This window comes from Arthrobacter sp. CAN_A1 (assembly GCF_015751665.1).
GTDB lineage: Bacteria > Actinomycetota > Actinomycetes > Actinomycetales > Micrococcaceae > Arthrobacter_D.
Genome location: NZ_JADOUR010000006.1, coordinates 203,983 through 229,066, shown reverse-complemented (window position 1 = coordinate 229,066; position 25,084 = coordinate 203,983). Strand labels below are relative to the sequence as shown.

The 25,084-nt window shown below is 65.6% G+C and carries 26 protein-coding genes; 17 read left to right on the top strand and 9 right to left on the bottom strand.

Features of this window, described 5'->3' with window-relative positions; genetic code table 11:
• Nucleotides 1-78 precede the first annotated feature (78 nt).
• A complete protein-coding gene (locus IWX62_RS09605; protein WP_196841160.1) occupies nucleotides 79-705 on the bottom strand; it encodes a Maf family protein in 627 nt (208 codons plus the stop codon).
• A 123-nt stretch (nucleotides 706-828) separates the two neighbouring features.
• A complete protein-coding gene (locus IWX62_RS09600; protein ID WP_442859252.1) occupies nucleotides 829-2,547 on the bottom strand; it encodes a DUF885 domain-containing protein in 1,719 nt (572 codons plus the stop codon).
• 158 nt (nucleotides 2,548-2,705) lie between these two features.
• Between IWX62_RS09600 and IWX62_RS09595 the strand changes: the two genes are divergently transcribed.
• The gene (locus IWX62_RS09595; protein ID WP_333483331.1) at nucleotides 2,706-3,968 is read left to right on the top strand and encodes a serpin family protein; all 1,263 of its coding nucleotides are present in this window, start codon (nucleotides 2,706-2,708) and stop codon (nucleotides 3,966-3,968) included.
• A 4-nt stretch (nucleotides 3,969-3,972) separates the two neighbouring features.
• Here IWX62_RS09595 and IWX62_RS09590 read toward each other — a convergent pair whose 3' ends face one another.
• Entirely contained in the window at nucleotides 3,973-4,224 is a 252-nt protein-coding gene (locus tag IWX62_RS09590; RefSeq protein WP_333483330.1) for an acyl-CoA carboxylase subunit epsilon, read from the bottom strand.
• On the bottom strand, nucleotides 4,221-5,840 hold the full coding sequence (locus IWX62_RS09585; protein WP_196841159.1) for an acyl-CoA carboxylase subunit beta: 1,620 nt from the start codon (nucleotides 5,838-5,840) through the stop codon (nucleotides 4,221-4,223). Before IWX62_RS09585 ends, IWX62_RS09590 begins: the two co-directional genes overlap by 4 nt.
• A gap of 211 nt (nucleotides 5,841-6,051) precedes the next feature.
• Here IWX62_RS09585 and IWX62_RS09580 point away from each other — a divergent pair, with 211 nt between their 5' ends.
• Nucleotides 6,052-6,912 (top strand): SDR family oxidoreductase, encoded by an 861-nt coding sequence (locus tag IWX62_RS09580; RefSeq protein ID WP_196841158.1) that lies wholly within the window; start codon nucleotides 6,052-6,054, stop codon nucleotides 6,910-6,912.
• Here the strand turns inward: IWX62_RS09580 and IWX62_RS09575 are convergent.
• Entirely contained in the window at nucleotides 6,909-7,379 is a 471-nt protein-coding gene (locus IWX62_RS09575; protein ID WP_196841157.1) for an endonuclease domain-containing protein, read from the bottom strand. The two genes, IWX62_RS09580 and IWX62_RS09575, sit on opposite strands and share 4 nt — an antisense overlap.
• Before the next feature lie 626 nt (nucleotides 7,380-8,005).
• Between IWX62_RS09575 and IWX62_RS09570 the strand changes: the two genes are divergently transcribed.
• The 11 genes from IWX62_RS09570 to IWX62_RS09520 all read left to right on the top strand — a co-directional run bounded on the left by IWX62_RS09570 (nucleotide 8,006) and on the right by IWX62_RS09520 (nucleotide 18,772).
• Nucleotides 8,006-8,887, top strand: coding sequence for a biotin--[acetyl-CoA-carboxylase] ligase (locus IWX62_RS09570; RefSeq protein WP_196841156.1), 882 nt, complete (start codon nucleotides 8,006-8,008; stop codon nucleotides 8,885-8,887).
• A gap of 25 nt (nucleotides 8,888-8,912) precedes the next feature.
• Nucleotides 8,913-9,476: a PH domain-containing protein gene (locus IWX62_RS09565; protein WP_196841155.1), complete on the top strand. Its 564-nt coding sequence runs from the start codon at nucleotides 8,913-8,915 to the stop codon at nucleotides 9,474-9,476.
• A complete protein-coding gene (locus IWX62_RS09560; RefSeq protein WP_196841154.1) occupies nucleotides 9,473-10,627 on the top strand; it encodes an adenylate/guanylate cyclase domain-containing protein in 1,155 nt (384 codons plus the stop codon). The genes IWX62_RS09565 and IWX62_RS09560 overlap by 4 nt, the downstream gene beginning before the upstream one ends.
• Before the next feature lie 109 nt (nucleotides 10,628-10,736).
• Nucleotides 10,737-11,528: a PP2C family protein-serine/threonine phosphatase gene (locus IWX62_RS09555; RefSeq protein ID WP_196841153.1), complete on the top strand. Its 792-nt coding sequence runs from the start codon at nucleotides 10,737-10,739 to the stop codon at nucleotides 11,526-11,528.
• Between the two features lie 367 nt (nucleotides 11,529-11,895).
• Nucleotides 11,896-13,278, top strand: a complete 1,383-nt coding sequence (locus IWX62_RS09550) for an AAA family ATPase (RefSeq protein ID WP_333483329.1) — start codon at nucleotides 11,896-11,898, stop codon at nucleotides 13,276-13,278.
• A 46-nt stretch (nucleotides 13,279-13,324) separates the two neighbouring features.
• Nucleotides 13,325-14,341, top strand: a complete 1,017-nt coding sequence (locus IWX62_RS09545) for a VOC family protein (RefSeq protein WP_196841152.1) — start codon at nucleotides 13,325-13,327, stop codon at nucleotides 14,339-14,341.
• A 16-nt stretch (nucleotides 14,342-14,357) separates the two neighbouring features.
• Nucleotides 14,358-14,879 carry a hypothetical protein gene (locus IWX62_RS09540; RefSeq protein ID WP_333483328.1) on the top strand — a complete coding sequence of 174 codons (522 nt, stop codon included), beginning with the start codon at nucleotides 14,358-14,360 and terminating at the stop codon, nucleotides 14,877-14,879.
• Between the two features lie 104 nt (nucleotides 14,880-14,983).
• Nucleotides 14,984-15,250 carry a hypothetical protein gene (locus IWX62_RS09535; RefSeq protein ID WP_196841150.1) on the top strand — a complete coding sequence of 89 codons (267 nt, stop codon included), beginning with the start codon at nucleotides 14,984-14,986 and terminating at the stop codon, nucleotides 15,248-15,250.
• Nucleotides 15,251-15,294: 44 nt separating this feature from the next.
• A complete protein-coding gene (gene ligA / locus IWX62_RS09530) occupies nucleotides 15,295-17,475 on the top strand; it encodes an NAD-dependent DNA ligase LigA (RefSeq protein ID WP_196841149.1) in 2,181 nt (726 codons plus the stop codon).
• The gene (locus tag IWX62_RS09525) at nucleotides 17,472-18,323 is read left to right on the top strand and encodes an inositol monophosphatase family protein (protein WP_196841148.1); all 852 of its coding nucleotides are present in this window, start codon (nucleotides 17,472-17,474) and stop codon (nucleotides 18,321-18,323) included. Before ligA ends, IWX62_RS09525 begins: the two co-directional genes overlap by 4 nt.
• Nucleotides 18,324-18,367: 44 nt before the next feature.
• Nucleotides 18,368-18,772 carry a DUF2087 domain-containing protein gene (locus tag IWX62_RS09520; RefSeq protein WP_333483327.1) on the top strand — a complete coding sequence of 135 codons (405 nt, stop codon included), beginning with the start codon at nucleotides 18,368-18,370 and terminating at the stop codon, nucleotides 18,770-18,772.
• 21 nt (nucleotides 18,773-18,793) lie between these two features.
• On the opposite strand, the gene IWX62_RS09515 is transcribed toward IWX62_RS09520, so the two are convergent.
• The 3 genes from IWX62_RS09515 to IWX62_RS09505 form a co-directional block, all read right to left on the bottom strand.
• Nucleotides 18,794-19,630 carry a formate/nitrite transporter family protein gene (locus IWX62_RS09515; RefSeq protein WP_196841146.1) on the bottom strand — a complete coding sequence of 279 codons (837 nt, stop codon included), beginning with the start codon at nucleotides 19,628-19,630 and terminating at the stop codon, nucleotides 18,794-18,796.
• A 102-nt stretch (nucleotides 19,631-19,732) separates the two neighbouring features.
• Nucleotides 19,733-20,125, bottom strand: a complete 393-nt coding sequence (locus IWX62_RS09510) for a VOC family protein (protein ID WP_196841145.1) — start codon at nucleotides 20,123-20,125, stop codon at nucleotides 19,733-19,735.
• Nucleotides 20,094-20,417, bottom strand: coding sequence for an ArsR/SmtB family transcription factor (locus IWX62_RS09505; protein WP_196841144.1), 324 nt, complete (start codon nucleotides 20,415-20,417; stop codon nucleotides 20,094-20,096). The genes IWX62_RS09510 and IWX62_RS09505 overlap by 32 nt, the downstream gene beginning before the upstream one ends.
• A 67-nt stretch (nucleotides 20,418-20,484) precedes the next feature.
• On the opposite strand from IWX62_RS09505, the gene IWX62_RS09500 reads away from it, so the two are divergent.
• From IWX62_RS09500 to IWX62_RS09485, 4 genes are all read left to right on the top strand, one after another.
• Nucleotides 20,485-21,162, top strand: a complete 678-nt coding sequence (locus IWX62_RS09500) for an ATP-binding cassette domain-containing protein (protein WP_196841210.1) — start codon at nucleotides 20,485-20,487, stop codon at nucleotides 21,160-21,162.
• The gene (locus IWX62_RS09495) at nucleotides 21,149-22,720 is read left to right on the top strand and encodes a DUF6297 family protein (RefSeq protein ID WP_333483325.1); all 1,572 of its coding nucleotides are present in this window, start codon (nucleotides 21,149-21,151) and stop codon (nucleotides 22,718-22,720) included. Before IWX62_RS09500 ends, IWX62_RS09495 begins: the two co-directional genes overlap by 14 nt.
• A gap of 19 nt (nucleotides 22,721-22,739) precedes the next feature.
• The gene (locus tag IWX62_RS09490; RefSeq protein ID WP_196841143.1) at nucleotides 22,740-23,429 is read left to right on the top strand and encodes a GNAT family N-acetyltransferase; all 690 of its coding nucleotides are present in this window, start codon (nucleotides 22,740-22,742) and stop codon (nucleotides 23,427-23,429) included.
• 67 nt (nucleotides 23,430-23,496) lie between these two features.
• Nucleotides 23,497-24,012, top strand: coding sequence for a GNAT family N-acetyltransferase (locus tag IWX62_RS09485; RefSeq protein WP_196841142.1), 516 nt, complete (start codon nucleotides 23,497-23,499; stop codon nucleotides 24,010-24,012).
• A 61-nt stretch (nucleotides 24,013-24,073) separates the two neighbouring features.
• On the opposite strand, the gene IWX62_RS09480 is transcribed toward IWX62_RS09485, so the two are convergent.
• Nucleotides 24,074-25,051 carry a zinc-binding dehydrogenase gene (locus IWX62_RS09480; RefSeq protein WP_196841141.1) on the bottom strand — a complete coding sequence of 326 codons (978 nt, stop codon included), beginning with the start codon at nucleotides 25,049-25,051 and terminating at the stop codon, nucleotides 24,074-24,076.
• Nucleotides 25,052-25,084 lie beyond the last annotated feature (33 nt).

The window sequence follows — 25,084 nt, the reverse complement described above, 5'->3', positions numbered from 1 at the left end:
CCCATAATCCATGCGGATAGCGCGTGTGGCGGGTACTTTCTTTGTAGGGATGCTACAAAGGGTCCCGGGCTTGCGCGGCTAGCCCCAGAAATCCATCACGGTCAGGTTCGCCGACCCGAGCAGCCCCCTGAGCGTTGACACGCTCAGTCCGATGACGGCGTGAGGATCGCCATCGACCCGGGTGATGAACGCCCCGCCCAGGCCGTCGATGGTGAAGGACCCGGCCACCTGGAGGGGTTCGCCAGTGGCCACGTAGGCGTCGATCTCGTCCATGGTCAGCTGCGCGAAGTGCACCGACGCTGAGGCGACGGCGCCCACCGTGGCACCCGATCCGCCGTCGGACGGGTCACGCGTATCAACCAACCAGTGCCCGGTGTGCAGGACGCCAACAGAGCCGCTCATGCGCCGGATCCGGGCACGCGCGATCTCAGGCTCCCACGGCTTGCCGTGCGCCTCGCCGTCGAACTCGAAGATCGAGTCGCAGCCGATTACCAGCGCGCCCTCGGATCCGTCAGTTGACGCCACCGCCTCAGCCTTGGCCCGGGCCAGGAGCAGGGAGGTGTCGAACGCGTCGAGCGGTCCGTACTGGGCGGCGACGGCGTCCTCATCCACGTCGGAGACCAGCACCGAGTGGCGGATGCCGGCGTCGGACAGGACCTTGGCGCGGGCGGGGGAGGCGGAGGCGAGAATCAGGCGGGAAGTCATAGCTTCAGCCTAAACACTTCAGCGCGGCGCCCCCAACCGCGTTCAGGGGGTCAACCAAGACATCCGGGGTGAACATTTTACCCACGGAGGTCCAGGTTGACCCCGTCGCTCGATTCGGACCGGTTAGCCCACAAGTGCGCGGCGCAGGGTGTCCAGCCCGACCGACCCGAGGTTCAGGGACCGGGTGTGGAAGCCGCGCAGGTTGAACGCCTCACCTTCGCGTTCCTTGACCTCGTCGCGGATCTGTTCCCAGAGCCGCTGCCCGATCTTGTAGGACGGGGCCTGACCCGGCCAGCCCAGGTAACGGTTGAACTCGAAGTCCAGTGAACCCTCGGTGATGGCGATGTTCCGTTTGAGGAAGTCGTACCCCTTGTCGGGGGTCCAGGTGCCGGTACCCCACCGTTCGGGGACCTCAAGCTCCAGGTGGACCCCAATGTCGAAGACCACACGTGCCGCACGCATCCGCTGCGCGTCGAGCATGCCCAGCCGTTCGCCGGGATGGTTGAGGTACCCCAGTTCCTGCATCAGCCGCTCGGCGTACAGGGCCCAGCCCTCACCATGGCCGGAGACCCAGACGGCGTTGCGGCGCCAGTTGTTGAGGAGCCCGCGCTGCATGGTCGCGGTGGCGATCTGCAGGTGGTGGCCCGGGACGCCCTCGTGATAGACGGTGGTGGTTTCTTTCCAGGTGGTGAAGGAATCCTCACCCTCCGGGACTGACCACCACATGCGTCCCGGCCGGGAAAAGTCGTCGCTGGGGCCCGTGTAGTAGATGACACCCTCATGGGTCGGCGCGATCCTGCACTCAAGGGTGCGCATGATGTCGGGGATGTCGAAGTGAACCCCGGCCAATTCGGAGACCGCCTTGTCCGAGAGCTGCTGCATCCACGACTGCAGCGCATCGGCGCCCTGCAACTGCAGGTCGGGGGACTCGTCGAGGATCTTCATCGCCTCTTCGATCGACGCGCCGGACTTGATCTCGTCGGCGACCGCTTCCTGCTCGGCGATCACCCGGTCCAGTTCCTCGACTCCCCACTGGTAGGTTTCCTCAAGGTCGACTGCGGCGCCCAGGAACCGTCGCGACATCAGGGCATAGTGTTCACGGCCGACAGCATCCTTGGCGGGTGCGGCGGGCAGCAGGTCCTCCCGAAGGAAAGCGCCGAGCTTCCGGTAGGCTGCGCGGGCCGCGGCCGATCCCGCAACGAGATCCTGGCGCACCTGCTCCGGGAGGTCGCCGTCGTCAATGGACGCGTTCGAGACGAAATCGTCAAAGAAGCCGCCATCCTCGGCGTACTTGGTGGTCTGGTCGATCACAATCCTGATCTGGCGTTCGGCAGCGACCAGGCCGCGGTCCCTGCCGGCCGCCAGGGAGACCCTGTACCCGGCCAGGGCATCCGGGATGTTGTGGAGGCGACCGGCGATGTGGGCCCACTGGCCGGCGGTGTCGGTGGGCATCAGGTCGAAGATCATCCTGATTTCCTGGGCCGGCGACGCAAGGTTGTTCAGGTCTGCGAGGTTCATTCCCGTGTCGTGGATCTCCAGTTCCAGCCCGAGGCGCTCCTGCATGGCGTCCAGGGTGACCCTGTCGACGTCGTCGGCCGGCTCCAGATCGGTCAGCCGGCCGAGCGTTTCCCTGGTGGCCTCGGCCCAGGCTTCCAGCCCGGCGGGGGAGTAGTCGCGGTACTCGGTTTCGTGGCCCGGGAAGCCCAGCTCGGTGGCGAAGCCCGGATCGAGCTGCAGCAGGGTCTCGGTGTAGGCGTCGGCGACGGCGTCGATGGCAGTCGCAGCGCGGGTGGGAAGCTGCGAGGTCAGGGGAGTGTCTGTGGCGGGGGTCTCATTATTCACAGCACGAGCCTAACCGGTTTGCTGCTGGGAGTGGTTGCTTTGAGCCACATTATTTGACCGTAACCAGATTGTGCTCCGGGCAGCGTCCCACTGGTCCGGCGGGGGAACTACGTTGGGAGGTGTGGCATTCGCTCACATCGTGGTGGAGGAGGAAGTCCGTGGCCGAACCCCGCAGGATCACTGCAGCTGCCCTGATGGCTACCGCCGCCCTGACCCTTGGAGCCTGCGGGGCGACCAGCCCCGAGATGTTGAGTGCCGGGAACGTCGAGCGGGCGGTGGAACGCGTGGACGATCATCCGGACGCGGCGGCAAGCCTGGTGGACTCCTCCTTCCGCCTGGGTGCGGTTATGCTCGCTGGCGCGGACCCGCACGATAATGCCGTCACCAGCCCGGTCAGCGCCCTCTACGCGCTCTCGATGCTGCGCGCCGGTGCGGCGACGACGACGGCAGCCGAAATGGACGAGGTGCTGGGCCTTCCCCCGGAGCATCGCGACGAGGCGATGAACGCGCTGCTTGCCCTGTGGCAGGAGCACGACGGCGACCCCGGGTCGGTCGACGAAGACGAGCCGCCCGAGACTCCCTTGCTGCACCTGGCGAATGGGATCTTCGTTGACGTCGGATTGCAGGTCGGCGAGGGGTTCCTGGAGACGCTGGCGTCCCAGTACGGCTCCGGCGTGTACCCGGTGGATTACCGCGACAGTTCCACGGCGGACGCCATCAACTCCTGGATCAGCGGGCACACGGGCGGCCGGATCACCGAGGCACCGGTTGACTACGATCCCGACACGGTGTTGAGCCTGCTCAACACCGTGTACTTCGCCGCCGCATGGGAGACACCCTTCGATCCGGCCGACACCGCTCCGGGCACGTTCACCCTCGCGGACGGGGGAACCATCCAGACTGACCTGATGCGTCAGGTGACAACGGCCACCTACGCGTCTGGTTCTGGCTGGTCGGCCGTGGACCTGCCGTATAACGAGGGCTTTCACATGCGTCTGATCCTCCCGGCGGAGGGAGAATCGCCGGTGATGACCGCGGGCCAGCTGAAAGACGTCCGGGTGGGAATGGAGAGCGGATCTCCGGTCGACGTCGGACTGGTGCTGCCGAAGTGGGACCACAAGTATCACCAGGAGCTGCTGCCACTGCTCCGCGGGATGGGCCTCACCGAAACGATGGGGCCAGCACCCGACTTCAGCCCCATCGGCCCGGACCTGTTCGTCTCGGGAGCTGCGCAGGAGGCTAACATCACCGTGGCCGAAAAGGGCACTATCGCGGCCGCCGTCACGCAAATCACGATGGCCGAATCCGGTGCGGCGATGCCCGACGTCGAACTCATCTTCGACCGGCCGTTCCAGTACCAGATCATCCACGAAGAGACCGGGATGCCCCTGTTCATGGGGACGGTGATGGATCCCCGCTGACCGGCTAGCGGCCGCTACGCCGCCAGGACCCGGGGCCCGGCCGCGGCGCGAGCCGCAACTGGTTCCGACGCGCCCAGGTGCGCTGCGGCGTCGCGGTGTCGGGTTCAGCTGAACCCTCTGACAGTGCGACGACGACGGCCGTCAACGCCGCCAGTTCCTCGGGCGTCGGGGTGCCGCGCACCACGGTCAATGCAGGATCGCGGGGCGCCGACGGGTCGGTAGTCGATTCCTCAACCTGGGTCTGCACGACGGTCACAGCGGGATGTTCCCGTGCTTCTTGGCCGGATTGGAGGCTCGTTTGTCGCCGAGTGCCCGCAGCCCCCTGACAATCTGCTGGCGGGTGTCCGACGGTGCGATCACCGCATCGACGTACCCAAGCTGCGCGGCCTGGTAAGGGTTCAGGAGCTCTTCCTCGTATTGGGTGATCACTTCGGCGCGCGCAGCATCGACGTCGCCGCCGGCGTCGGCCACCGCCTTGAGGTGCCCGCGGTACAGGATGTTCACCGCACCCTGGGCACCCATCACCCCGATCTGCGCCGTGGGCCACGCCAGGTTCAGGTCAGCGCCAAGCTTTTTCGAGCCCATCACGATGTAGGCGCCACCATAGGCCTTCCGGGTGATGACCGTCAGCTTGGGAACTGTTGCCTCGGCGTAGGCGTACAGCAGTTTCGCGCCACGGCGGATGATGCCGTTGAACTCCTGGTCCTTGCCAGGCAGGAAACCCGGGACGTCCACGAGGGTCAGGATGGGGATGTTGAAGGCGTCGCAGTTGCGCACAAAACGGGCTGCCTTCTCGGATGCGGCGATGTCGAGGGTGCCGGCGAACTGCAGGGGCTGGTTAGCGACGATGCCCACCGTGTGGCCCTCCACCCGGGCGTAGCCGATCATCACGTTGGGAGCGTAGAGGGACTGCATCTCGAGGAAGTGTCCGTCATCGACGATCGTCGAGATCACCGTACGCATGTCGTACGGCTGGTTCGCCGAGTCGGGGATCAGGGCGTCGAGCTCGCGGTCCTCATCCGTGAGCCCCAGCTCCTCGACGAATTCGGTGAGCGGCGCCTCGGCCAGGTTATTGGAGGGAAGGAAGTCGAGCAGCTCGCGGACAAAATCGATGGCATCACGCTCGTCCGAGGCGAGGTAGGCGGAGGTGCCGGTAGTGGAGTTGTGCTGCCGGGCACCGCCGAGTGTCTCCATGTCGACGTCCTCGCCGGTGACCGTCTTGATCACGTCCGGTCCGGTGATGAACATGTGCGACGTCTTGTCCACCATCACTACATAGTCGGTCAACGCGGGGGAGTAGGCAGCACCACCGGCGCAGGGGCCCATGATCAGGGAGATCTGCGGGATGACCCCCGAGGCATGAACATTGTTCCTGAAGATGTCGGCGAACATCGCCAGTGAGGAGACACCCTCCTGGATGCGGGCTCCGCCGCCGTCGTTGATGCCGACTATCGGGCACCCATTCCGGAGCGCGAATTCCTGCACCTTGACGATCTTCTCGCCGTTGACCTGGCTCAGGGACCCGCCGTAGACGGAGAAATCCTGGCTGTAGACGGCAATCTGGCGACCCTCGACCGTTGCATAGCCCGAGACGACGCCGTCGCCCAGCGGCTTCTTCGCCTCCATGCCGAAGGCCGACGAGCGGTGGACGGCCAGGGCATCAAACTCGACGAACGACCCGGGGTCAACGAGCAGGTCGATGCGTTCGCGGGCCGTGTTCTTCCCACGGGCATGCTGTTTTGCCACCGACTCGGGGCCGGACGGCTGCTGCGCCAAACCCTCGCGGCGACGGAAATCTGCGAGCTTCCCTGCGGTGGTGGTGAGGTCGATCGTCTGGTCCTGCTCGACCAAAGGTACTGAGCCAGTCTGCATTGAGTCTCCGGGTTGGCGGTGAACGGGCCATTGCCTGGGTTAAGTAGGTTCCCCACAAAGCGCCCGGCGTTTCCCCCAGTCTAGTGAGGGTTTAGTGCCGCGCTGCTGTAGGACACCTACAACTTCCTGCCTGCTGAGTTAGCCCTCCGCCGTATGTTACCGGCGGGTAACAATTAGGTTTTGGGGGCACCCGTCCCACTATTCTTACTTCATGACAGCCAGCAATGACGCCCTCCGTCAGTCCAGCCCGGCCACCCTTGCGGGTCGCACCATCCTGATGTCCGGCGGCAGCCGCGGGATCGGCCTCGCAATCGCCCTGCGCGCCGCGCGCGACGGCGCCAACATCGCCCTGATGGCCAAAACTGGCGAACCGCACCCCAAGCTCGACGGCACGGTCTTCACCGCCGCCGCGCAGATCCGCGCTGCCGGGGGGAACGCGCTGCCGCTGGTAGGCGACGTGCGGAACGACGACGACGTCGCCGCGGCGGTTGCCGCCGCCACCGCCGAGTTCGGCGGGATCGACGTCGTCGTCAATAACGCTTCGGCAATCGACCTTTCACGCACCCGGGACGTCAGCATGAAACGCTACGACCTGATGGCTGACATCAACGTCCGCGGCACCTTTCTGCTGAGCAAGCTGTCGCTGGAGGCCCTGTTGGCCTCAACCAACCCGCACATCCTGACCCTGTCGCCGCCCCTCAACCTGGAGCCGCGCTGGGCTGGCATCCATCTGGCCTACACGATGGCGAAGTACGGCATGAGCCTGACGACACTGGGGCTGGCCGAGGAATTCCGGGCCGACGGGATCGCCGTCAACTCGCTCTGGCCGCAAACCCTGATCGACACTGCAGCCATCAGGAACCTGCCCGGCGGGGAGCAGATTGTGAACGGCGCGCGGAAGGCCGAGATCGTCGCCGATGCCGCCCACGCCATCCTGGTCCGTCCGTCCCGCTCCTGCACGGGCAACTTCTTCACCGATGAAGGGGTGCTGCGCGAGGAAGGCGTCACCGACTTCACCGGCTACAGTCTTGGTGCTGCCGAGGACCGGTTGGTCCCCGACATCTTCCTCTAGCGGGACCAGCCCTGACGCCGGAGCGCGGCAGCAACTTTGGCCACTACCCAGCCGCTGCCCTGGCGCAGATCGAGTTTGTTGAGCTTGATCTGCGCCCATCCGAGCTCGGACGCCCAGGCATCCCGCCGGGCATCGGCTGACTGTTGCTCGGGCGTCAGGTGGTGGGCGCCGTCGTATTCGATACAGACCCGGTATTCCTCACAGGCGAGATCGGTCCAGAAGGCAACGCCGCCCGTCGGATCCTGGACAGGCCAATCGACGTTGAAACGGGGAAGCCCGCCGTCGTCAACCATCAACCTGACCAGGGTTTCCGGCGGTGAATCGACGCCCACACGCAGCCTGGCAAAGGCGGCACGAGCAGCCGGGATTCCCCGGGTCCCGCCGCAGTGATCCAGGAAAAGACCCAGATCGGCGAGTTGGACGATGGCGTGCTTCGCCTTACCGAAGGAGCGCTGGTGCGAGCACACAAGATAGTCGCCGGCGCAAACGAGGTCCTCGTGCGCCAGGAAGCCAGCAAGATCCAGCCAGGTGCGCGCGGGCGCGAACCTGGCGGGGCAGCGGCATCCCGTGGATGGCCGCCGCGGTGGTGTGGCTGATGAAAGAGCCGGCGGCCAGTTCGGTGTAGGGCCGGCACCGATCGAGCATTCCCTGGGTGGACTGACGGGGCACCCGGATGCCCCTACTAGGAAGGCTTAGGTCGTTGGCCCGGGTCCGGCTGCGCGGAACCCCGATGGCCGCCGCGGCGATGGTGGTGAAAGAGCGCCCGTCGATTGGTCCAGGGAGCGGCCTGCGCTGTGTCATGGCTCCATTGGACCGCAAACAGCCTCACCACGGGATCGTTATCCACAGCCCGGGGTCGCGTGTGCAGTTATGGCGGGTGGGTCCGGTCGGTGTCGACGGGGGTTACCTCCATTTGTGTAGCTCTGGCGGGTCCATCGTTCAGTGTCCGGTATCTGCCCGGTCGAGTGTGCAGTTGTGGCGGGTGGCGGGGCGGAGTACCCACCAGAGGTGCACAAACCATTAAGGGAACCCACCACAGTTGCGCAAATGACCGCACATCCCCGGTTAAAGCCACGCTGGGTAAGATCAATGCATGACTTCCCGCTATTCCAGCCTCGAACGCCCCGGATTGGATGAAGCGGCGCTCCGGGACGCCCTCTGTGCACCCAAGGGACCCTATGGGAGGCTCGACGTGGTCGCCGAGACAGGATCCACCAACGCGGACCTTGCGATCCACGCAGCCTCCCATGCCAGCGACTGGCCGGACCTCAGCGTCCTCACCGCCGAGCAGCAAAGCGCGGGGCGTGGCCGGCTGGGGCGCTCGTGGATCGCGCCGGAACGGTCCTCGCTGATCCTGAGCATCCTGCTCCGACCCCACAACCCCCAGGGCCGTCCGTTGCCCACGCACAGCTATTCCTGGCTCTCCCTTCTGGCCGCGCTCGCCCTCGCCGAGAGCATCGAGGAGCGCACCGAGATCAGCCCCCAGCTCAAGTGGCCCAACGACGTCCTCGTCGACGGCCGCAAGCTCGCTGGCGTGCTGGCCCAACTGGTCGCCGGCACCAACGAGGGGCCCGCTGCTGTCATCGTCGGGGTGGGCGCCAATGTGTCCCTTACCGACCAGGAACTGCCGGTGCCCACCGCCACCAGCCTGCTGCTCGAATACGCGACCACCACCGACCGCAATGTGCTTCTGCGTGCGTTCCTGCGCCGGTTTGCCGACTTGTATGCGTCGTTCAGGGCCGTCGACGGCGACGCCCGCCGGGACTGGGCCGACGGCACCACCCTCGCGCAGCGGGTCGGCGACCGGATGGTCACGCTCGGCCAGGATGTCCGGGTGGAGCTGCCGGGCGGTGTCGAACTGCTCGGGCGGGCCCTGGGCCTGGATGAGCATGGCGCGCTCCTGGTCCGGGATTACGACGACGAACGGCACACCGTCACGGCCGGCGACGTCGTGCACCTGCGACCGGTGCCCTGACGTGAGCGGCTGACCAGCAGTGCGTATGAAGCTCGGGCCGGGGGAACATGTCATTGTGCGGACCCGGCCCCATCCGCGGGCGCTCCTGCTGCCTTTCATCGGTGCGTTGGTGGTCTTGGCGGCGTCGGGGTTTGGGCTCGGCTTGCTGAGCCGGGACGGCCTTCCGTCGGCGATCCTCGGCTGGGTGCCGCTGCTGGTGGTCCTGGTCCTCGCGGTGGCGGTGCTGATCCTGCTGCGGATCTTCCTGCGGCCCATGATGAGGTGGTGGGGGATGCGCTACATCCTGACCAGCCGGCGGTTCATCAAACGGCACGGCTTTTCCACCCGGCGGGAACACGAGCTGGCGCTCGCCAGCATCTACCAGTTGGATACCAGCCAGACGCTGCTGCAGCGGTCGACCGGCAGCGGAACCCTGACCGTTGACCTGGGCCGCGACCGCACAGTCGTCTACCCGGATGTTCCGCAAGTGCACACGTTCAAGGAGTTTATGGTGGAGGCGATCGGGGACCTCCCACTGACCGTCATGTTTGATGGTGTAGACATGGAAGCTGACCCGGTGAGAGACCACGGGCAGGAGGAGAGCCGATGACTGCCGACGGACAGCCCGACACGGGCCAGGACGAGTCGACGCCGGACCCTACCCAGACGCCGCAGCCCCAGGAATCCTCCACCACGGACGACGAGCTGGCAGCGCACCCCGAGCTGACCCGCGAAGCTATCCGGAACCTGGAGATCGAACTGCTGGGCGCCGAGCGCACCCTACGACGCCGGGACGTCGCCGCCCGCGCGGGCGTCTCCTTGCTCTCCGCCCGGAAACTATGGCGGGCACTGGGCTTCCCCAATATTTCCGATGAGGACGTTGCTTTCACCGAGAAGGACAAGGACGCGCTGATCACCATCATCGAACTTGTCCGCAGCGACAAGGTCTCCGAGAACGCCGCCATCTCCATCACCCGCGCCATCGGCCAGATGACCGACCGGATGGTGGTCTGGCAGATCGAAGCGCTGGTCGAGGAGATGGCCGCCCAACGGGAGATCCCCGACGCGGTCGCTAGGAAGGCTCTGGTCGCTGAACTCCCGGACCTCATCGAGCCGCTCGAAAAAACCCTGGTCTACGCCTGGCGACGGCAACTGAACGCCGCAGTGCAGCGGCTCGCGTTGCGCGCCGAATCCGGGCTGCAGGCCAGCGCCGAGGGCCGGGTAGGGGATGAGGACGACGCCCCGCTGCCCCTGGCCCGAGCCGTCGGCTTTGCCGATCTGGTGTCCTATACCAGCCTGTCCCGGCAGATGAACGAGCGCACCCTCGCCCATCTGGTGCAGCGGTTCGAGAATGTCTGCGCCGAGATTATCTCGGTGGGCGGTGGCCGGCTCGTCAAGACCATCGGCGATGAGGTGCTGTACATCGCTGAATCTCCCGAGGCGGGCGCCGAGATTTCGCTGGCCCTGGCGAAGGCCTTCACCGAAGATGACCTGCTGCCCTCGGCACGCGTCTCCCTGGTGTGGGGAAGGATCCTTTCCCGGCTTGGTGACATCTACGGCCCAACAGTGAACCTTGCCTCCCGCCTGACGTCGCTGGCCGAACCCGGGACCGTCCTGATCGATGCGTCAACGGCCGCCACCCTGCGGGACAACGACCGGTTCGTCCTGATCCCGCACAGCGCCCGCACCATCAGGGGCTTCGGCGAGGTGCACCCGGTCACCCTGGCCCGGGGTACCGGCACCGGCCTGATCCTCGACTAGCAAAGGCGCCCTCCCAGAGGATGGGCAAGGGCAGTCAATGAGGGTCGGCTAGGGTAGCCAAGTAACCATGTGACACATCGCATTCACGGCAGCTAGGTGGCAGGCGCAGATGACAACCGACAAGACACCGGCTCCCGGACTCGACCTCACGGTGAACTTCGGGTACGCATCGGACTTGGGGCTGCGCCGCGAACACAACGAGGATTCGCTGGTCGCTGTTGACCCCCTCTTCGCTGTCGCCGATGGCATGGGCGGTCATGAGGCCGGGGAGGTGGCCAGCAGCATCTGCATCCGCACGCTGATGCAGAGCAGGGTCGCGGGGCGGCCCCTGCCCGAACTTGATCCCGAGGAACTGCAGGAGCTCCTGGTCACCGCAGATGAGCGGATCCGCGCCGAAACCGGCGGGCGTGCGGGCACCACCCTCAGCGGAACCGTGCTGGTGCAGGACGGCGGTGTCCCGTACTGGCTCGTCTTCAATGTGGGAGATTCCCGCACCTACCGTCTCAGCGAGGGCGGGCTGGAACAGATCACCGTCGACCATTCCGAGGTTCAGGAGCTCGTGGACTTCGGCCGCATCACCCCCGAAGAAGCATTGACACATCCGCGCCGTCATGTGGTGACTCGCGCGCTGGGCACCGGGAGCGACATCGACGCCGATTTCTGGCTGCTTCCCGCCTCCGTGGGCGACCGGATTCTCGTCTGTTCCGACGGCCTGATTAATGAGGTGGGCGACGAACAGATCTTCGACCTTCTCACCTCCCACGCTCACCCGCAGGGTGCTACCGACGCCCTGGTGCAGGCAGCGCTTCGCGCGGGCGGCAGAGACAACATTTCGGTAATCGTGGTGGACATCAGTGGAGGCACACCGGGTCTTTTGACGACGGAGACACGAGGCCGCTAAACGCCGTCGCCCGGGATGCGAAGGACGCCGGGGTGAAGGTTTCCGGCGGGGGGCTGACGAGCGTTGAGGAGTGAGCGTGGTCCCACCGACGTCTCAGTGAGCAAACCAGACCCAGGGGGTCAACCTGGGCATCGTGGCTGGAAGTATCCACACTCGATGCCCAGGTTTCTCACCGGACCAGCGACGTAGAGCCGGTTGGCCTCTTGGCGCACCTGCTAGCCTCCAATCATGGGGAAGAGACAGCAAATTTCATGCGCGACTTCGGTGCGATGGTCCACTTGCTGCAGGAGGCACAGCCGGTGTCGCCTCGCGGCCGCGAACCCCTAGATACGCGCACCTCGGCGTCGAGCCGTCAAGCCTGCCCGTCGTGGTCGAGGAGGTGTCGCCCCACCGCTTTGTGGATGCGGACATCGTCCTCGCCTCTCTCACGGGTACCGAGGGGTGGCTCGTGGGTATCGGCGGCGGGGATCAGCGGCATCACATGACGTCGAGCGACATGCTGCAACACTCCGAGCTGTATCCGAGCTTTCCGCTGTCGCAGCCCGACTACACGAATCTCCCTGTCGGCCCGGATGTCCAGCGGCAGACGGTTGCGCTCGGCTTGCACCTTTTTGAATACCAGGGTGCAGCGATCGCGATCCTGCAGCGCAAGGCCGATCCGCAGTATGGGCGGGGGAGTGCAGTACTGGAGGTCGTCTGTGCGGACCGCTCCGCTACCCGGGATTTTCTCGCCGAGTTTAGACGGCGGGTCCAGAAGGAAAGTATTCTGCAAGGCCAGATCCTGTCCTTCACCATCGAAGAGTTCGGGCCAAGTGCAGCCGGCGTGACCTTCCTCCGGCGGCCGCACCCGACCGAGGACAACATCATCCTTCCCGAGGGCCTGCTGGACAGAGTGAGCGAGCACGCCCTCGGCATTGCCGCTCACCGGGATGCCCTGGTCGCCGCGGGCCAACACCTCAAACGCGGCATCCTTCTCTACGGCCCGCCCGGCACCGGCAAAACCCACACCGTCCGCTACCTGCTCAGCGCCAGCGAGGGGACAACCGCGACCCTCCTCTCGGGTGGAACGCTCGCCCACGTCAGTGAGGCGGCCCGAATGGCGCGGATATTGCAACCCTCCATCGTCGTCCTGGAGGACTGTGATCTGATCGCCGAGGACCGGAGCTTCGGGCACACCCCGCAGCCGCTGCTCTTCGAAGTGTTCGACGAGATGGACGGGCTCGACGACGACGCCCACGTCACCTTCGTCCTCACCACCAACCGGGTGGACATGCTCGAGCGAGCGCTCGCGAAGCCCCCCGGGCGCGTTGACCTCGCCGTCGAAATACCCCTTCGCAGCGAACGTGAGAGAGCGGGGTTGCTCCGGCTGTATGCGCCCGAAGGGACGTTCAGCTGCGACGCTATCGTGTCGGCCGCTGAGGAGACTGAAGGAACAACCGCATCCTTCACCAAGGAACTGGTCCGACGTGCGGTCCTGACGGCAGCGGCAGCGGGCGTACCGGTCGGCGACGGCCACCTGCAGCACGCGGTGACCGAACTGATGTCGGATGGCGCCACCCTGACGAGAAGCCTGCTCGGTAGCAACGGCCAACCGCCTGGATCAGGCCCCGAATCCGGCGGCCACGGATCCTTCGGGTACTTTCCCGAAGTCGACCACTATTCCGGGAGCTATATGTCGCCTTACCTGTCCACGACGCAGGCGCCCTTCGACAGTCCACCGCCCGACCCAGCCGACGAGGACCGCACCTAGCGCCCACCTCGATCCAAATGTTGGGGTGGACGATAGGGTGTGGGACATGTATCTGGAAAACATCGTGATTGACGCGGTCGAGCCCGAGCGGCTGGGCAGGTTCTGGGAGGCAGCGCTCGACGGCGATCGCCTCTCCGAGGAGGCCGGGACCTTCGAGACCCGGCTATCCCCAGGCGGCGGACCCGCGCTCGACCTGTGCTTCCAGCGAGCGACCGAGCTGCCAGCGGCGGAGCCCCGGATTCACTTTGATCTACTGGGCGCGGAGCGCCAGATGGACGTCGTCGAGCGGCTGCTAGGACTCGGCGCCCGACATCTCGACATCGGCCAGATCGGCGTTCCATGGACGGTGCTCGCCGATCCGGAAGGTAACGCGTTCTGCGTGGTGAACGATCGGGCAGCGTATCTCGGTACTGGACCGATCGCTGCACTCCTCATCGATTCCGCTGACCCGGACCGGGACGCGCAGTTCTGGTCGTGGCTTACGGGATGGCCGCAACAGGCTCGAGCGCCAGGGATGAATGAGATGGGGATTGATGTGCGGCTGCTGCCTCCGCTAGACCCCGCAACCACTCCACCGGATCCGCGGGTGCGTGAAAGGTACACGGCCTGCCCGGACGGGACCCTCGTCTCGGGTCACTACATCCAATGGAACGGGCACTTCTACGAGGGTTACTCGATCGGAACCGATCTGTGGATTCGTCACCGCGTCAAGGGTGCTTTGTCAGCAGAGTGGATCGCGATTCCAGGCTCCTACAACGAAACATCAGGGAGAAGGACCTTTCGGCGAAAGGTCCCGAGAAGCGAAGTGGAGCGGTACGTCCGGATCCACGCCTTAGGGACCTGGCGAGGACAGCAGGTCGGCATTGAACAGTACATCGACAATGGGATGGTGGCCGTCAGGGGCGGGTACTCCCCGGAGATGATCCAGTTAATGGAGACCGGGGCCGCTCCCCAGCTCGAAGTATCCGAAGCGGGTCGTGCCGGCGTTACCGGGTTTCTGCCCTGGTCCGAGATATCCAACCTCGGCACCGCGATGGTCGACCTGCCCCTGCCTGAGGCTTGAAGTGACGAGATTGTGGATGGTGCCCCCTTTGGACCCCGAAAACATCCCCCCGGACCCTCCTGTGCTCGAGTGGTACATAGCCTGCCCTGATGGCACCCTCATTTCGGGTGTCTACATCAAATGGCAGGGCAGTTATTACAACGGCTACTCAATCGGCACCGACATGTGGATCGAGCACCGGCTCAAGGGTGACTTGCCCGGCGGCTGGATCCCGATTCCCGGTTCCGTCAACAAGGGGTCGGGGCGGTCGAGCGTTCGACGACATATCCCCCTGGATGAGGTGGAACGATACGTCAGTCTCCAGTCCTACGGAACTTGGCAGAAACTCGAGTTCGGAATCGTCGCTTATAAAGAGGATGGCTCCGTTGCCGTCCACGGGGAATATTCTCCAGCCATGATTGAACTGCTGGAATCCGGTTCCGCTCCACAGCTGGAGGTGGTTGAGGCTGGTAGGGCCGGCGTCATCGGCGACCTTCCCTGGACGGAGATGTCCAGCTTCCGCACCGAAATGACTGACGTGCCGCTGCCCAAGACCTAGGGTCCTGGCAACAGCAGGTCTCGCGTTAGACATGAGACTCCACACCCAGACCCGGACACCCCAAGGTGAGGATTTGGATTAGTCGTGGGTGCTGGGCGCGTGAAGTGCCGGTCGCGGAACTCGACGAGCTATTCGAACTGAACTCGACCTGCCGCTGGAACGGCCACCCCTTCCGGATCACCGCCGTATCCTACGACGGCGAGACGCGCCTGTTCCGGCTCTTCTACACCGGCCACAACGCCGACACCGCCGAATCATTGCGGCTCAACAAGGCCGACGCCGGCGTGTACTGGGCGGTAGTCCCCGAATCCGAGGTCACCGACGTTGAGCTGATTCAGAACACGCTGAAGGACCTTCGGATCGGATCCTAGCGGCCTAACGCGCATCGGGTGGGGGACTGAGGCAAGATAGGACTGTGGCCAGAACAACTGACAAATCAGGTATCGAGCTCACTCCGGACCAGACGCCGGTCGATTCCCTGCGGGAGGAATACGATTCCCTGGCGGAGGAGGTGCGCCGGCATCGTTTTGCCTACTACAACGAGAACGCGCCAACGATCTCCGACACGCAGTTTGATGAGCTGTTCCGGCGGTTGGAGAAGATCGAGGCACTGCACCCGGAGCTGATCGCCAACGATTCACCCACCCAGGAAGTCGGCGGAGACGCCTCCTCGGCGTTTGCCGCCGTCGACCACCTGCAGCGCATGTACAGCCTGGAGGACGTCTTCTCCCTGGACGAGTTGGACGTCTGGGTGAGCCGGGCCGCCGCGAGCGTCGAATCGGTCAGCCCGGGCAGCACCATCAAATGGTTGACCGAGCTAAAGATCGACGGGCTGGCCGTCAACCTGCTGTACCGAAACGGTGAACTGGTGCGGGCGGCGACCCGCGGCGATGGCGCCACCGGTGAGGACATCACCCACAACGTCCTCACCATCAAGTCGATCCCCAGGGTCCTCGCCGGGACGGGCCACCCCGCCGAGATGGAGGTGCGCGGCGAGGTGTTCTTCCCCTCGGCCGCCTTCGCCCAGCTCAACGAGCGGATGGTCGCCGCAGGTAAGGCGCCCTTCGCCAACCCCCGCAACGCCGCAGCGGGGTCCCTGCGCCAGAAAGACCCTGCGCTGACCGCAGAGCGGCCCCTGGACATGTACGTGCACGGGATCGGCGTCCGCGAAGGCCTCACCACCCAGTCCCAGTCCGAGACCTACGGCCTGCTGAAGGAGTGGGGCCTACCCACCTCGCCCTATTTCAAGGTGCTCGACGACGCCCCGGCGGTAGTTGAATTCATTGAGCACTACGGCACCCACAGGCACGACCTGTTCCATGAGATCGACGGCATTGTCGTGAAGGTGGACGGCTTCGGCCTGCAGCGGGCACTGGGCCACACTTCCCGGGTGCCCCGCTGGGCGGTGGCCTTCAAATACCCGCCGGAAGAGGTCAACACCCGGCTGCTGGATATTCGGGTGAACGTCGGCCGCACCGGTCGGGTCACCCCGTTCGGGCTGATGGAGCCGGTCAAGGTGGCCGGCTCCACCGTCGAAATGGCGACCCTGCACAATCAGGACGTAGTGAAGGCCAAGGGGGTCCTGATCGGAGACATGGTGGTGCTCCGCAAGGCCGGCGACGTGATCCCGGAAATCGTCGGCCCCGTCGTCGCGCTCCGTGACGGCACCGAACGCGAGTTCGTCATGCCCACTGAATGCCCATCTTGCGGCACCCCGCTCGCTCCGGCGAAGGAGGGCGACGTCGACATTCGCTGCCCCAACGCCCGGTCCTGCCCGTCTCAGCTGCGGGAGCGGGTCTTCCACCTCGCCGGTCGAGGGGGTTTCGACATCGAAGCGCTCGGGTGGGAAGCGGCGATCGCGCTCACCCAGCCTGCCGAACCGGAACAGCCGCCGCTGACCTCCGAGGCCCAGCTATTCGATCTCACACCCGAGGCGCTCGCCGACGTACGGATCCTCCGGGACAAGCGGGTCAAGGGCGAGGTGCTCGGCAAGGAACTGGTGCCCTACTTCTACACCAAGGGCACCGCCAAGAAACCGTCTGAACCCAGCGCCAACACCCGGCGGCTTTTCACCGAACTGGAGAAGGCCAAGCAGCAGCCGCTGTGGCGCGTCCTGGTTGCCCTCTCGGTCAGGCATGTCGGGCCCACCGCGTCGCGGGCCCTGGCCACCGCGTTCGGGTCGATGGAACGGATCCGCGCGGCGTCCGAGGAGGAACTCGCCAACGTCGACGGCGTCGGCCCCACCATCGCCGCGGCCCTCACCGAATGGTTCGCCGAGGACTGGCACCGGGAGATCATTGACGCGTGGGCTGCCGCGGGGGTCCGGATGGAGGACGACGTCGACACCTCCATGCCCCGCACCCTTGAGGGAGTGACAGTCGTTGTCACCGGCTCACTGGAACGCTACAGCCGGGATGAAGCGAAAGAGGCGATCATCCAACGGGGCGGGAAGGCGTCTGGATCGGTCTCGAAGAACACCCACTTCGTCGTGGCCGGGGAGAACGCTGGCACCAAACTGGATAAGGCCGAAGCGCTCGGGCTGACCGTGCTGGACGAGGACGGGTTCACCCGGCTACTCGAAGAGGGCCCGGAGTGAACGGGTCCGCTCTGGAACTGCTGCACCTGGCGAAGCAGGCTGCCTCCGCGGGAGCGGATGTGTTGGCGCGGCGCAGCGTCGAATCCCTCGGGGCGCAGAACAAGAGTTCGGACAGCGACTGGGTGACGTCGTTCGACCTGGCCGCCGAACGGGCGGTACGGGATGTGATCTCCCGCTCCCGCCCCCACGATGTGATCACCGGCGAGGGGTTGGGAACCACTGTGCCTGACCGGGCCTCGGGCGCGGGGCGGGTGCGCTGGTCGATCGACCCGCTGGACGGCACCACCAACTTCATCCGCAACATCGTCTACTACTGCACCTCGGTGGCGGCGATGGACGCCGACGGACTGTGGCTTGCCGGTGTGGTGCACGCCCCGGCGCTGGATCGGGTGTACTGGGCGGCCCGGGGACAAGGTGCCTGGCTGCGGGACCACGGCCGGGTAACCCGCCTCGACGGGCCCGACGTCGGGCGAAAGGGTGCCTTGCTGGGTACCGGTTTCAGTTACGACGCCGTTGTCCGGACCCAGCAGCTAGGAGAGTTGGGTGGACTGCTGGACGGCTTCGGTGACGTCCGGCGGCTCGGCTCGGCGGCGCTTGACCTGTGCATGGTCGCTGACGGCACCCTCGACGGGTACGCCGAACGTGGCCTCAACGAACACGACTGGGCTGCCGGTGCGCTGATCGCGGAGGAGGCGGGCGCCACCGTGCTCCGCCCTCACCTCACCTCGGCGCTCGCCGGGGGACCGGACGAGGCCGAGCGGCTGGCCGCCGTGACCATTGCAGGGGCACCCAGCTTTGTGGAGCGCGCGGCGAGGTTGGCCACTGGCGCAACGGGGGCCGCTGAATGACAGCGAGCTGGCAAAAGGTCTTTTCAACCCTTTCCGCACCCCGTTTGCGCGAAATCTATGCAGCAGCGGTGCTGGGACATCCGGCGGATGCGACGGCCAAGGAGTTGGACAAACTGGCGGCCGCCGGGCTGCTCGGAGCCGACGGTACAGTCAATGCAGACCTTTTCCAGGCGGTCCTCGGCGCTGCATCTCGAGATAAGCCCCAGGGAGTAGACCGCTTCTTCGCCAACGGGCACCTCGACGGGCTGCCCCGCAATCCCGCCGAGAGGCGGGCGGTCCTCGAGCACCTGACCGAGCGGCTCATTCCGGCGGGCCAGGAGCTGTCGGAACGCGAGGTCAACCTGGTGCTGTCGACGGTGGCCCGGGACATTCCTACCCTCCGGCGGGCCCTGGTGGACTATGGTCATCTGGTCCGTCGCCCGGACGGCACCGGCTACCGTCGGGCCTGAGCGCGACGGGGGTCGCCGTCGTCAGCGATTGTGCGGAGCGTCCGGATCCGCCGGAGCCTCCTCCCGCCGCTTCTCGATCAGTTCCTTGGTGCGGACCAGGCGGAGCAGCGTTACGAGGAGGAGCCCGCCGAGCATGTTGAACGCCAGGGTATAACCAAACCAGCCGAGCCACTGCAGGTAACTGATGTCGGCGCCGGAATGTATCGCGGCGAAAATCAGCAGGGAATCCAGGATGGAGTGGAACAGCTGCAGGCCTGCCAACAGGAATCCGCCGATCACCGTTGCCACGATCTTGGCGACGTCGTTCGATGTGCCCTGCTGCATCCGGCTCATCAGAGTGATGGTGCTGCCACCCAGGACGGCCAGCGCGACCACCTGCAGGGAGAACGGCGCATCAATGAAGTGGTGTGCACTCTCGGCAACTGTTTCGGTCCATTCAGGGAACGCCTGCATGACAATCCAGACGAAGGCCCAGCCGCTGATCAGGTTCGCCACGAGGGTTCCACCCCACAGCTTGGCCAGCTGCGCCAGGCTGCCCTCCTTCGCGACGACGGCCGCGACAGGCATCAGGAAGTTCTCGGTGAACAGCTCGCTGTGAGCCAGGAACAGGGCAACAAGGCCCACGCTGAATGCAAGGCCAGCGAGCAGGTGATCGCCCGTCTGGTGCAGCACCGCTAGGTAGGCCATGATGCCCAACCCGATTTCGAACCCGCCAAACACCCCCGTGACAAGGATGTTCCGGAAGGTGCGGTGCAGCCGCTCGGCACCCTCCTCGACTGTTTTGTCGAACGATTCCTTCAGCTCATCCTCGACCGGGGCGTCAGTGTCCCCTAGTTCCCGCCTGCGTGCTTCGCTCACGACGCCTTTCCCTGTGTTGGATGGGAGTGCTCTCCCGAATCAGCGCTATCGACTAGAGAAATCGTAGCAACCGGGGGAGCTGCGTCCACCGCAGCATCGTGATCATGGCTGCTTCATTTCGACGAGCTGGATCAGATTGCCGCAGGTGTCGTCGAAAACGGCCATGATGGCCATGCCGATGTCGGTGGGTGGCTGGGTAAAGACCACTCCCTTTTCGGTGAGCCGGGCATACTCGGACCCGAGGTCCACCACAGCGAACTGCGCCAAGGGGATGCCGTCCTCCACCAGCGCATCGCGGTACGGCTTTACGGCGGGGTGGCTGGACGGTTCCAGGAGGAGCTCGGGTCCGTCGGGGGAGTCAGGGGACCGTACGGTCAGCCAGAAATCGTCACCCAGGGGGATGTCATGACCCTTCGTAAAGCCAAGGACGTCGGTGTAGAAGGATAAAGCGGCTCGCTGGTCGTCAACGAACAGGCTGGTCAGTGCAATTTTCATTCGGTCCTCTTCTCTCGGTCGTCTTCTCTGTAGGCCATCGATCGGCAATGTCGGCAAGTGGTGCGGGATTGAAATAGTGGAACTTGGAGCGTCCCCGACGCTCGGTCGCAATGAGTCCGGCCGATTCAAGGACACCCAGGTGTTGGGAAATGGCTTGGCGGGTCAGGCTGAGGTCGTGGCGCATGGCGAGGATCGAGCAAATCTCGAACAGTGTCTGTCCGTCGCGCGACGCCAGCTCATCGAGGATGGTGCGCCTCGTTTCGTCGTCGAGAGCTCGGAACACGTCAACCATGAACCCCATTATAGGCAAGTCCGTGCTTGCCTATCAAGACCCCGATTACGATAGGTGAATGGCTGAGATGGGGGCAGTACTTCAGGCCACGGGGCTCCTCGTTGGCTATTTCAGGGCGCCGGTGTGCGGTGAGGTGTCGGTAACGGTCCACCCGGGGGAGGTTCTCGGCGTCGTCGGCGTCAATGGCGTGGGCAAATCGACTGTCGTCCGGACGCTTGCGGGCCGCCAGCCAGCGTTGGCTGGCGACGTGCTGGTGCAGGGTCTGCCAGCGGTGCCCGACGCCGTGATGTTCCGTCGCCAGGTCTCAGCCGTGTTCGACGACGACCTGTTCTTTCCGGCCCTTACCGTCCGTGAGCATCTGCTGCTCGTCGCACGAGGCCACTCACTTGATGCCCCGGATGAACGGGTCACCGCCGAACTGGAATTCTTCGGGCTTCAGGAGAGAGCCGACGTCGTTCCGGAGTCTCTGTCCTCCGGGCAGCGGCGGCGGCTGCTTCTGGCCGCCGGCCTGATCCGCCCGTCCTCCCTGCTGATCCTCGACGAACCCGAACAGCGACTCGACCCGGTGATGCGCGATGCGCTCGCGCAGCGGATCAGCGACCACGCGGAGGCCGGGGCTGCTGTGGTGCTGGTGACCCACGATCCGCGGCTGCTGGTGCAGACCGCCTCGACTTGCCTGGTGATTGACGACGTCGTCGAGCAGCTCGGCCCTGACCAGGGAGCTGCGGTCATTGCCGGCTCCTGAAGCGCTTCGGCTGCGACCCGCTGCTGGCGAGGACAGGGACGGGACCCTCGCCACCGCCCGAGCCGTCGTCGCCTTCACCCGCACGTCGTCCCGGCGGTACAACAGAGCCCGGACGTCGGTCGGCGGCCTGTTCATCGACATCTACTCGAACACCCTGGCCCTGGCCTGCGTGCTCGCGATCGCCGGCTCGTTTGTGTTCGCCCTGCGCGACGAGATTGCCCGACGGGATCCTGCACAGGATGGCCTTGCAGACCAGCAGTGGCAGATTCTGCCGGCCGATGTTCTGTGGATCTTGTTGACCTATCTCGCGTTGAACGGGCTGCTGACCCTGGCGAGGAGGCTGGGACCGGCAGCGGTGAGCTCCAGTGAGGGATCCTGGTGGCTACCGCTGCCGGTCGACCGGCGGCCGATGGTTCTGCCGGGGCTCATCCGACTCATCGCTGGCGTGGGGTTGGCCAGTGCTGTCATGTACCTCCCGTTCAGCCTGCTCATCGCACTGGACCGGACACCCTCGGGGAATCTCCTTGCCGCGGGAACGTTCGGGCTGGTCGCAGTGATCGTGGTCGGTGGGGCAACACTGTTGCAGCTACGGTCGGGTTCCGGCCGGCGCGATCCTCTCTGGCCGGCGCTGGTGCTGCTGCCCCTCGCGGTGTTGCCGTCGCTGGGCCCTGCCGTCTGGCCGCTGCTGGTGGCGCTGGGCCTCGCGGTCGTGGTGCTCGCCTACTCGCTGCCGAGGGTTGGCATGGTGGCAGGGTCCGAACTGGTGCGCGGGGGAGGCGTGTCCGGCCATGCGGGTGCGTCAGTGTTCCTGCTGGACGTCAACGAGCTCAGCCGGGCGCTGGCAGCCCGCCCACGCCACACCGCCTCGACGCGCGGGGCGAAGCTGTACGCCCGCCACGCGTTGGGGCCTCGGGCGGCGATCGTGCGCGCCGACATCGTTGCGTTCCTCCGGCTGCAGCAAGGGGTGGCGGTGCCGCTGGTGTGGCTGGGCGCCTGTCTGGCTCTGGTGCTCGCTGATGTGGCGTTACCCGCCGTCGTGCAACTGTTGGTCATCGTGGTGGCCGGGTGCGTCACCGGTGCTGGCATGGGGGTCGTCGCGCGGCGGACGGCGCTGGTCCCGGAGCTGGACCTGCTGCTTCCCGTCTCCACCCCGGTAGTGATGCTCAGCCGGACCCTGAGTCCAGCGGTCGCGATGAGTGCGTGGATGGCGGCTCTGACCGGTGCGCTGAGCGGCGTCGGCGCCGGTGGGCCCGGCCTGATTCTGCTGGGTGCGTTGGCGGGCCTCGGAATGGGGGCCGGATCCGTCAGGGCCGCCACCCGTCCCGCGACTGACTGGACCGCCCCAGCCGCAGAAACGCCCTTCGGCCCCGTCCCCCGGACCCAGATTGCGGCGTTGTTCCGGGGTATCGATGTGACAGTCCTGGCGATGGTGCCGGTGCTGTTGGCCCTGTATATCGGGACCGTCTATCCGTGGCTGGTCGGGGTGCAGGTAGCGATCAGTGCGGCGGTTATAGTGATCCAGATGGCCGCAAAATCCACTACCCAGTCAGGAGCCTGAGCCCGTGTTTTCTCCGAGAGTGACCCAGTACTGGTTCCCGACGGACCTGGTCCCGGGGACGGCAGGGAATGTCCAGGTGGTCATCGATCCGTCATTGGCTGAGGACCGCGCGGTGACAGTGTTGCATGTCGCGGAAGGCCCCAGTCTGCTCACTCTCACACCCGGACGGGCCCGGCACCTCGGCCTCTCCTCCGGCCAGGCGGTCCGCGTTGAGGATCTGGCTCCGCGGCTCGCCGCCGCCGGTATCAGGCTCAACGGTCCAGACTGTCTGTTCTACCTGCCAGCCACCGATCACGAAGCAGTCCGGCTTGAACCCAGTCCAGGGGGCACGCGGCAGCTCACGCCGGACGACCACGAGGCCTTTGCCCGATTCACGGGGCAGGCACCCGCCGAGGACCTGGACGAAGCGTTCGTCGAACTCGATCACTGGCTCGCGTTCGGCACCTTCCGCGGGGGCCTGCTGGTCGCCGCCGCGAGCATGTATCCCTGGCGCGAAACCAGGCTGGCTGACCTCGGAGTCATCACCCTGCCCGCCGAGCGCGGCCACGGGTACGCCAGGCGCACAGTGCGCGCTATCAGCTCGATGGCCCTCCAGCTGGGCTACGAACCGCAGTACCGCTGCCAGCGGGACAACGCGGCGTCGGCCGCGCTGGCGGAATCTGCAGGATTCGTCCGCTTCGGCGAATGGGAAGTGGTGGAGAAGGACTAGGACGTGTTGCAGAATTGGAAGGCGGCATTCCGGCGTCGTATACGTCCGCCTTCCCGATGAGGATCAGATGACCCCCACAGCACCAACCGACCTCGTGATCCGCCCCGTCACCGCAGCGGATTACGACGACGTCCGTCGCATCACTTGCGCCGCCTACCTTGAGGCCGGGTACTTCGAGGCTCCCGATCATCCGTACATGCGGGTGCTGGCCGACGTCGAGCACCGCGCCGAGCACGCCGAAATCTGGGTGGCCGAGCGCGACGGGGTTGTGGTGGCCTCGGTCGCCATCACGTTCGAGGGTCAGCGGTATACCGACATTGCGGTCGCCGGTGAGCTGGAGTTCCGGATGCTGGCGGTGGACCCAAAGGTTCAGCGGGGCGGGGTGGGGCGGTTGATGGTCGAGGCGATCATTGAACATGCCCGTTCGCTCGACGGGATCACGGCGGTCAGCCTGACCAGCGGCTCCGATATGACCCGCGCCCATGCGCTGTACCATTCGCTGGGATTCGAGCGTCAACCCGAACGTGACTGGTGGGTGCGCGACGAGGAGATCCTGCTCTGGGTGTTCAGATTGACCCTCTAGAGTCACTGCGACTGTGCAGGTCTCCCCAGAAAGCGGGGAAACCTGCACAGGCGTGATGCGCCTACGGGCGGATCATGACCTTGCCCTTGCGGCCCGCGACGAAGTTGGCCCGGGACGCGTCGTGTACCTGATCCAGCGAGTAGACGGCTTCGACGGGGAAGGAGAGGGTGCCGTCGTTGACCCGGAGGAGCAGTTCGCTGAACAGCTCGCTGCGACGGCCAGCCGGTAGCTCGCGCATCACGGTGCTCCCCCAGAAGCCCTTCACGGTCAGGTTCTTGAAGATGATGGAGCCTGAGCTGAGTGTCATCGTGGTTCCACCCATCGCACCGAACACCACGAGGGTGCCATTCTCGCTGAGCTGTGAGAGCACCTCATTGCTGGCGTCGCCGCCCACCGAATCCACGCCGGCGACGACCTTCGCACCACCAGTGATCTCGGCGACCCGGTCTTCCCAGCCTTCGGACTCGGTGGAAACGATCCGCTCGATACCCTGAGCTGCGAGTTCGTCAACGCCCGCGTCACGGCGGACCAGCCCGACCACGTTGATGCCGCGGGTGGGAGCCAGCTGGGCGATCAGGCGGCCGACGGCGCCATTTGCGGCGTTCTGGATGATCCAGTCACCCTCAGTGAGGTTGAGCCAGTCGAGCAGGGCGATGGCGGAGAACGGCATCGAAACCAGCTGGGAGGCCACTTCGTCGGTGGCAGCTTCATCGACGGGGATCAGGCCCTGTGCCTGGGCGATGAAGTATTCAGCCCAGACGCCGAACGTGCCGCCGGTGGCGACGCGCTGTCCCACCGAGAGATGATCGACGTCGTCGCCGAGCGCGTCGATGACCCCTACTGCCTCGGAGCCCGCTTGGGCAGGCAGCTCAGGTTTGAAGCCGTAGGTGCCGCGAACGGTCCAGAGGTCGTGGTTGTGGATGGGGGACAGGAGAGTGCGCACCCGTACCTGCCCGGGACCGGGTTCAGGGGTGGTGACCTCATCGACCTGGAGGACGTCCCAGGGTTCCCCGAAAGTGTGCTGACGAATCGCTCGCATAACTGTCTCTCTTTCGTATCGTTAGTCGCCAAG

Excerpts from the sequence above, each read along its gene's own strand:
- IWX62_RS09560 (WP_196841154.1), top strand. The coding sequence starts at position 9,473 with ATGACTGCCGACGGACAGCCCGACACGGGCCAGGACGAGTCGACGCCG.
- IWX62_RS09545 (WP_196841152.1), top strand. The coding sequence starts at position 13,325 with ATGTATCTGGAAAACATCGTGATTGACGCGGTCGAGCCCGAGCGGCTG.
- IWX62_RS09580 (WP_196841158.1), top strand. The coding sequence starts at position 6,052 with ATGACAGCCAGCAATGACGCCCTCCGTCAGTCCAGCCCGGCCACCCTT.
- IWX62_RS09540 (WP_333483328.1), top strand. The coding sequence starts at position 14,358 with ATGGTGCCCCCTTTGGACCCCGAAAACATCCCCCCGGACCCTCCTGTG.
- IWX62_RS09510 (WP_196841145.1), bottom strand. The coding sequence starts at position 20,125 with ATGAAAATTGCACTGACCAGCCTGTTCGTTGACGACCAGCGAGCCGCT.
- IWX62_RS09480 (WP_196841141.1), bottom strand. The coding sequence starts at position 25,051 with ATGCGAGCGATTCGTCAGCACACTTTCGGGGAACCCTGGGACGTCCTC.
- IWX62_RS09555 (WP_196841153.1), top strand. The coding sequence starts at position 10,737 with ATGACAACCGACAAGACACCGGCTCCCGGACTCGACCTCACGGTGAAC.
- IWX62_RS09565 (WP_196841155.1), top strand. The coding sequence starts at position 8,913 with ATGAAGCTCGGGCCGGGGGAACATGTCATTGTGCGGACCCGGCCCCAT.
- IWX62_RS09485 (WP_196841142.1), top strand. The coding sequence starts at position 23,497 with ATGACCCCCACAGCACCAACCGACCTCGTGATCCGCCCCGTCACCGCA.
- IWX62_RS09500 (WP_196841210.1), top strand. The coding sequence starts at position 20,485 with ATGGGGGCAGTACTTCAGGCCACGGGGCTCCTCGTTGGCTATTTCAGG.
- IWX62_RS09605 (WP_196841160.1), bottom strand. The coding sequence starts at position 705 with ATGACTTCCCGCCTGATTCTCGCCTCCGCCTCCCCCGCCCGCGCCAAG.
- IWX62_RS09585 (WP_196841159.1), bottom strand. The coding sequence starts at position 5,840 with ATGCAGACTGGCTCAGTACCTTTGGTCGAGCAGGACCAGACGATCGAC.
- IWX62_RS09570 (WP_196841156.1), top strand. The coding sequence starts at position 8,006 with ATGACTTCCCGCTATTCCAGCCTCGAACGCCCCGGATTGGATGAAGCG.
- IWX62_RS09505 (WP_196841144.1), bottom strand. The coding sequence starts at position 20,417 with ATGGTTGACGTGTTCCGAGCTCTCGACGACGAAACGAGGCGCACCATC.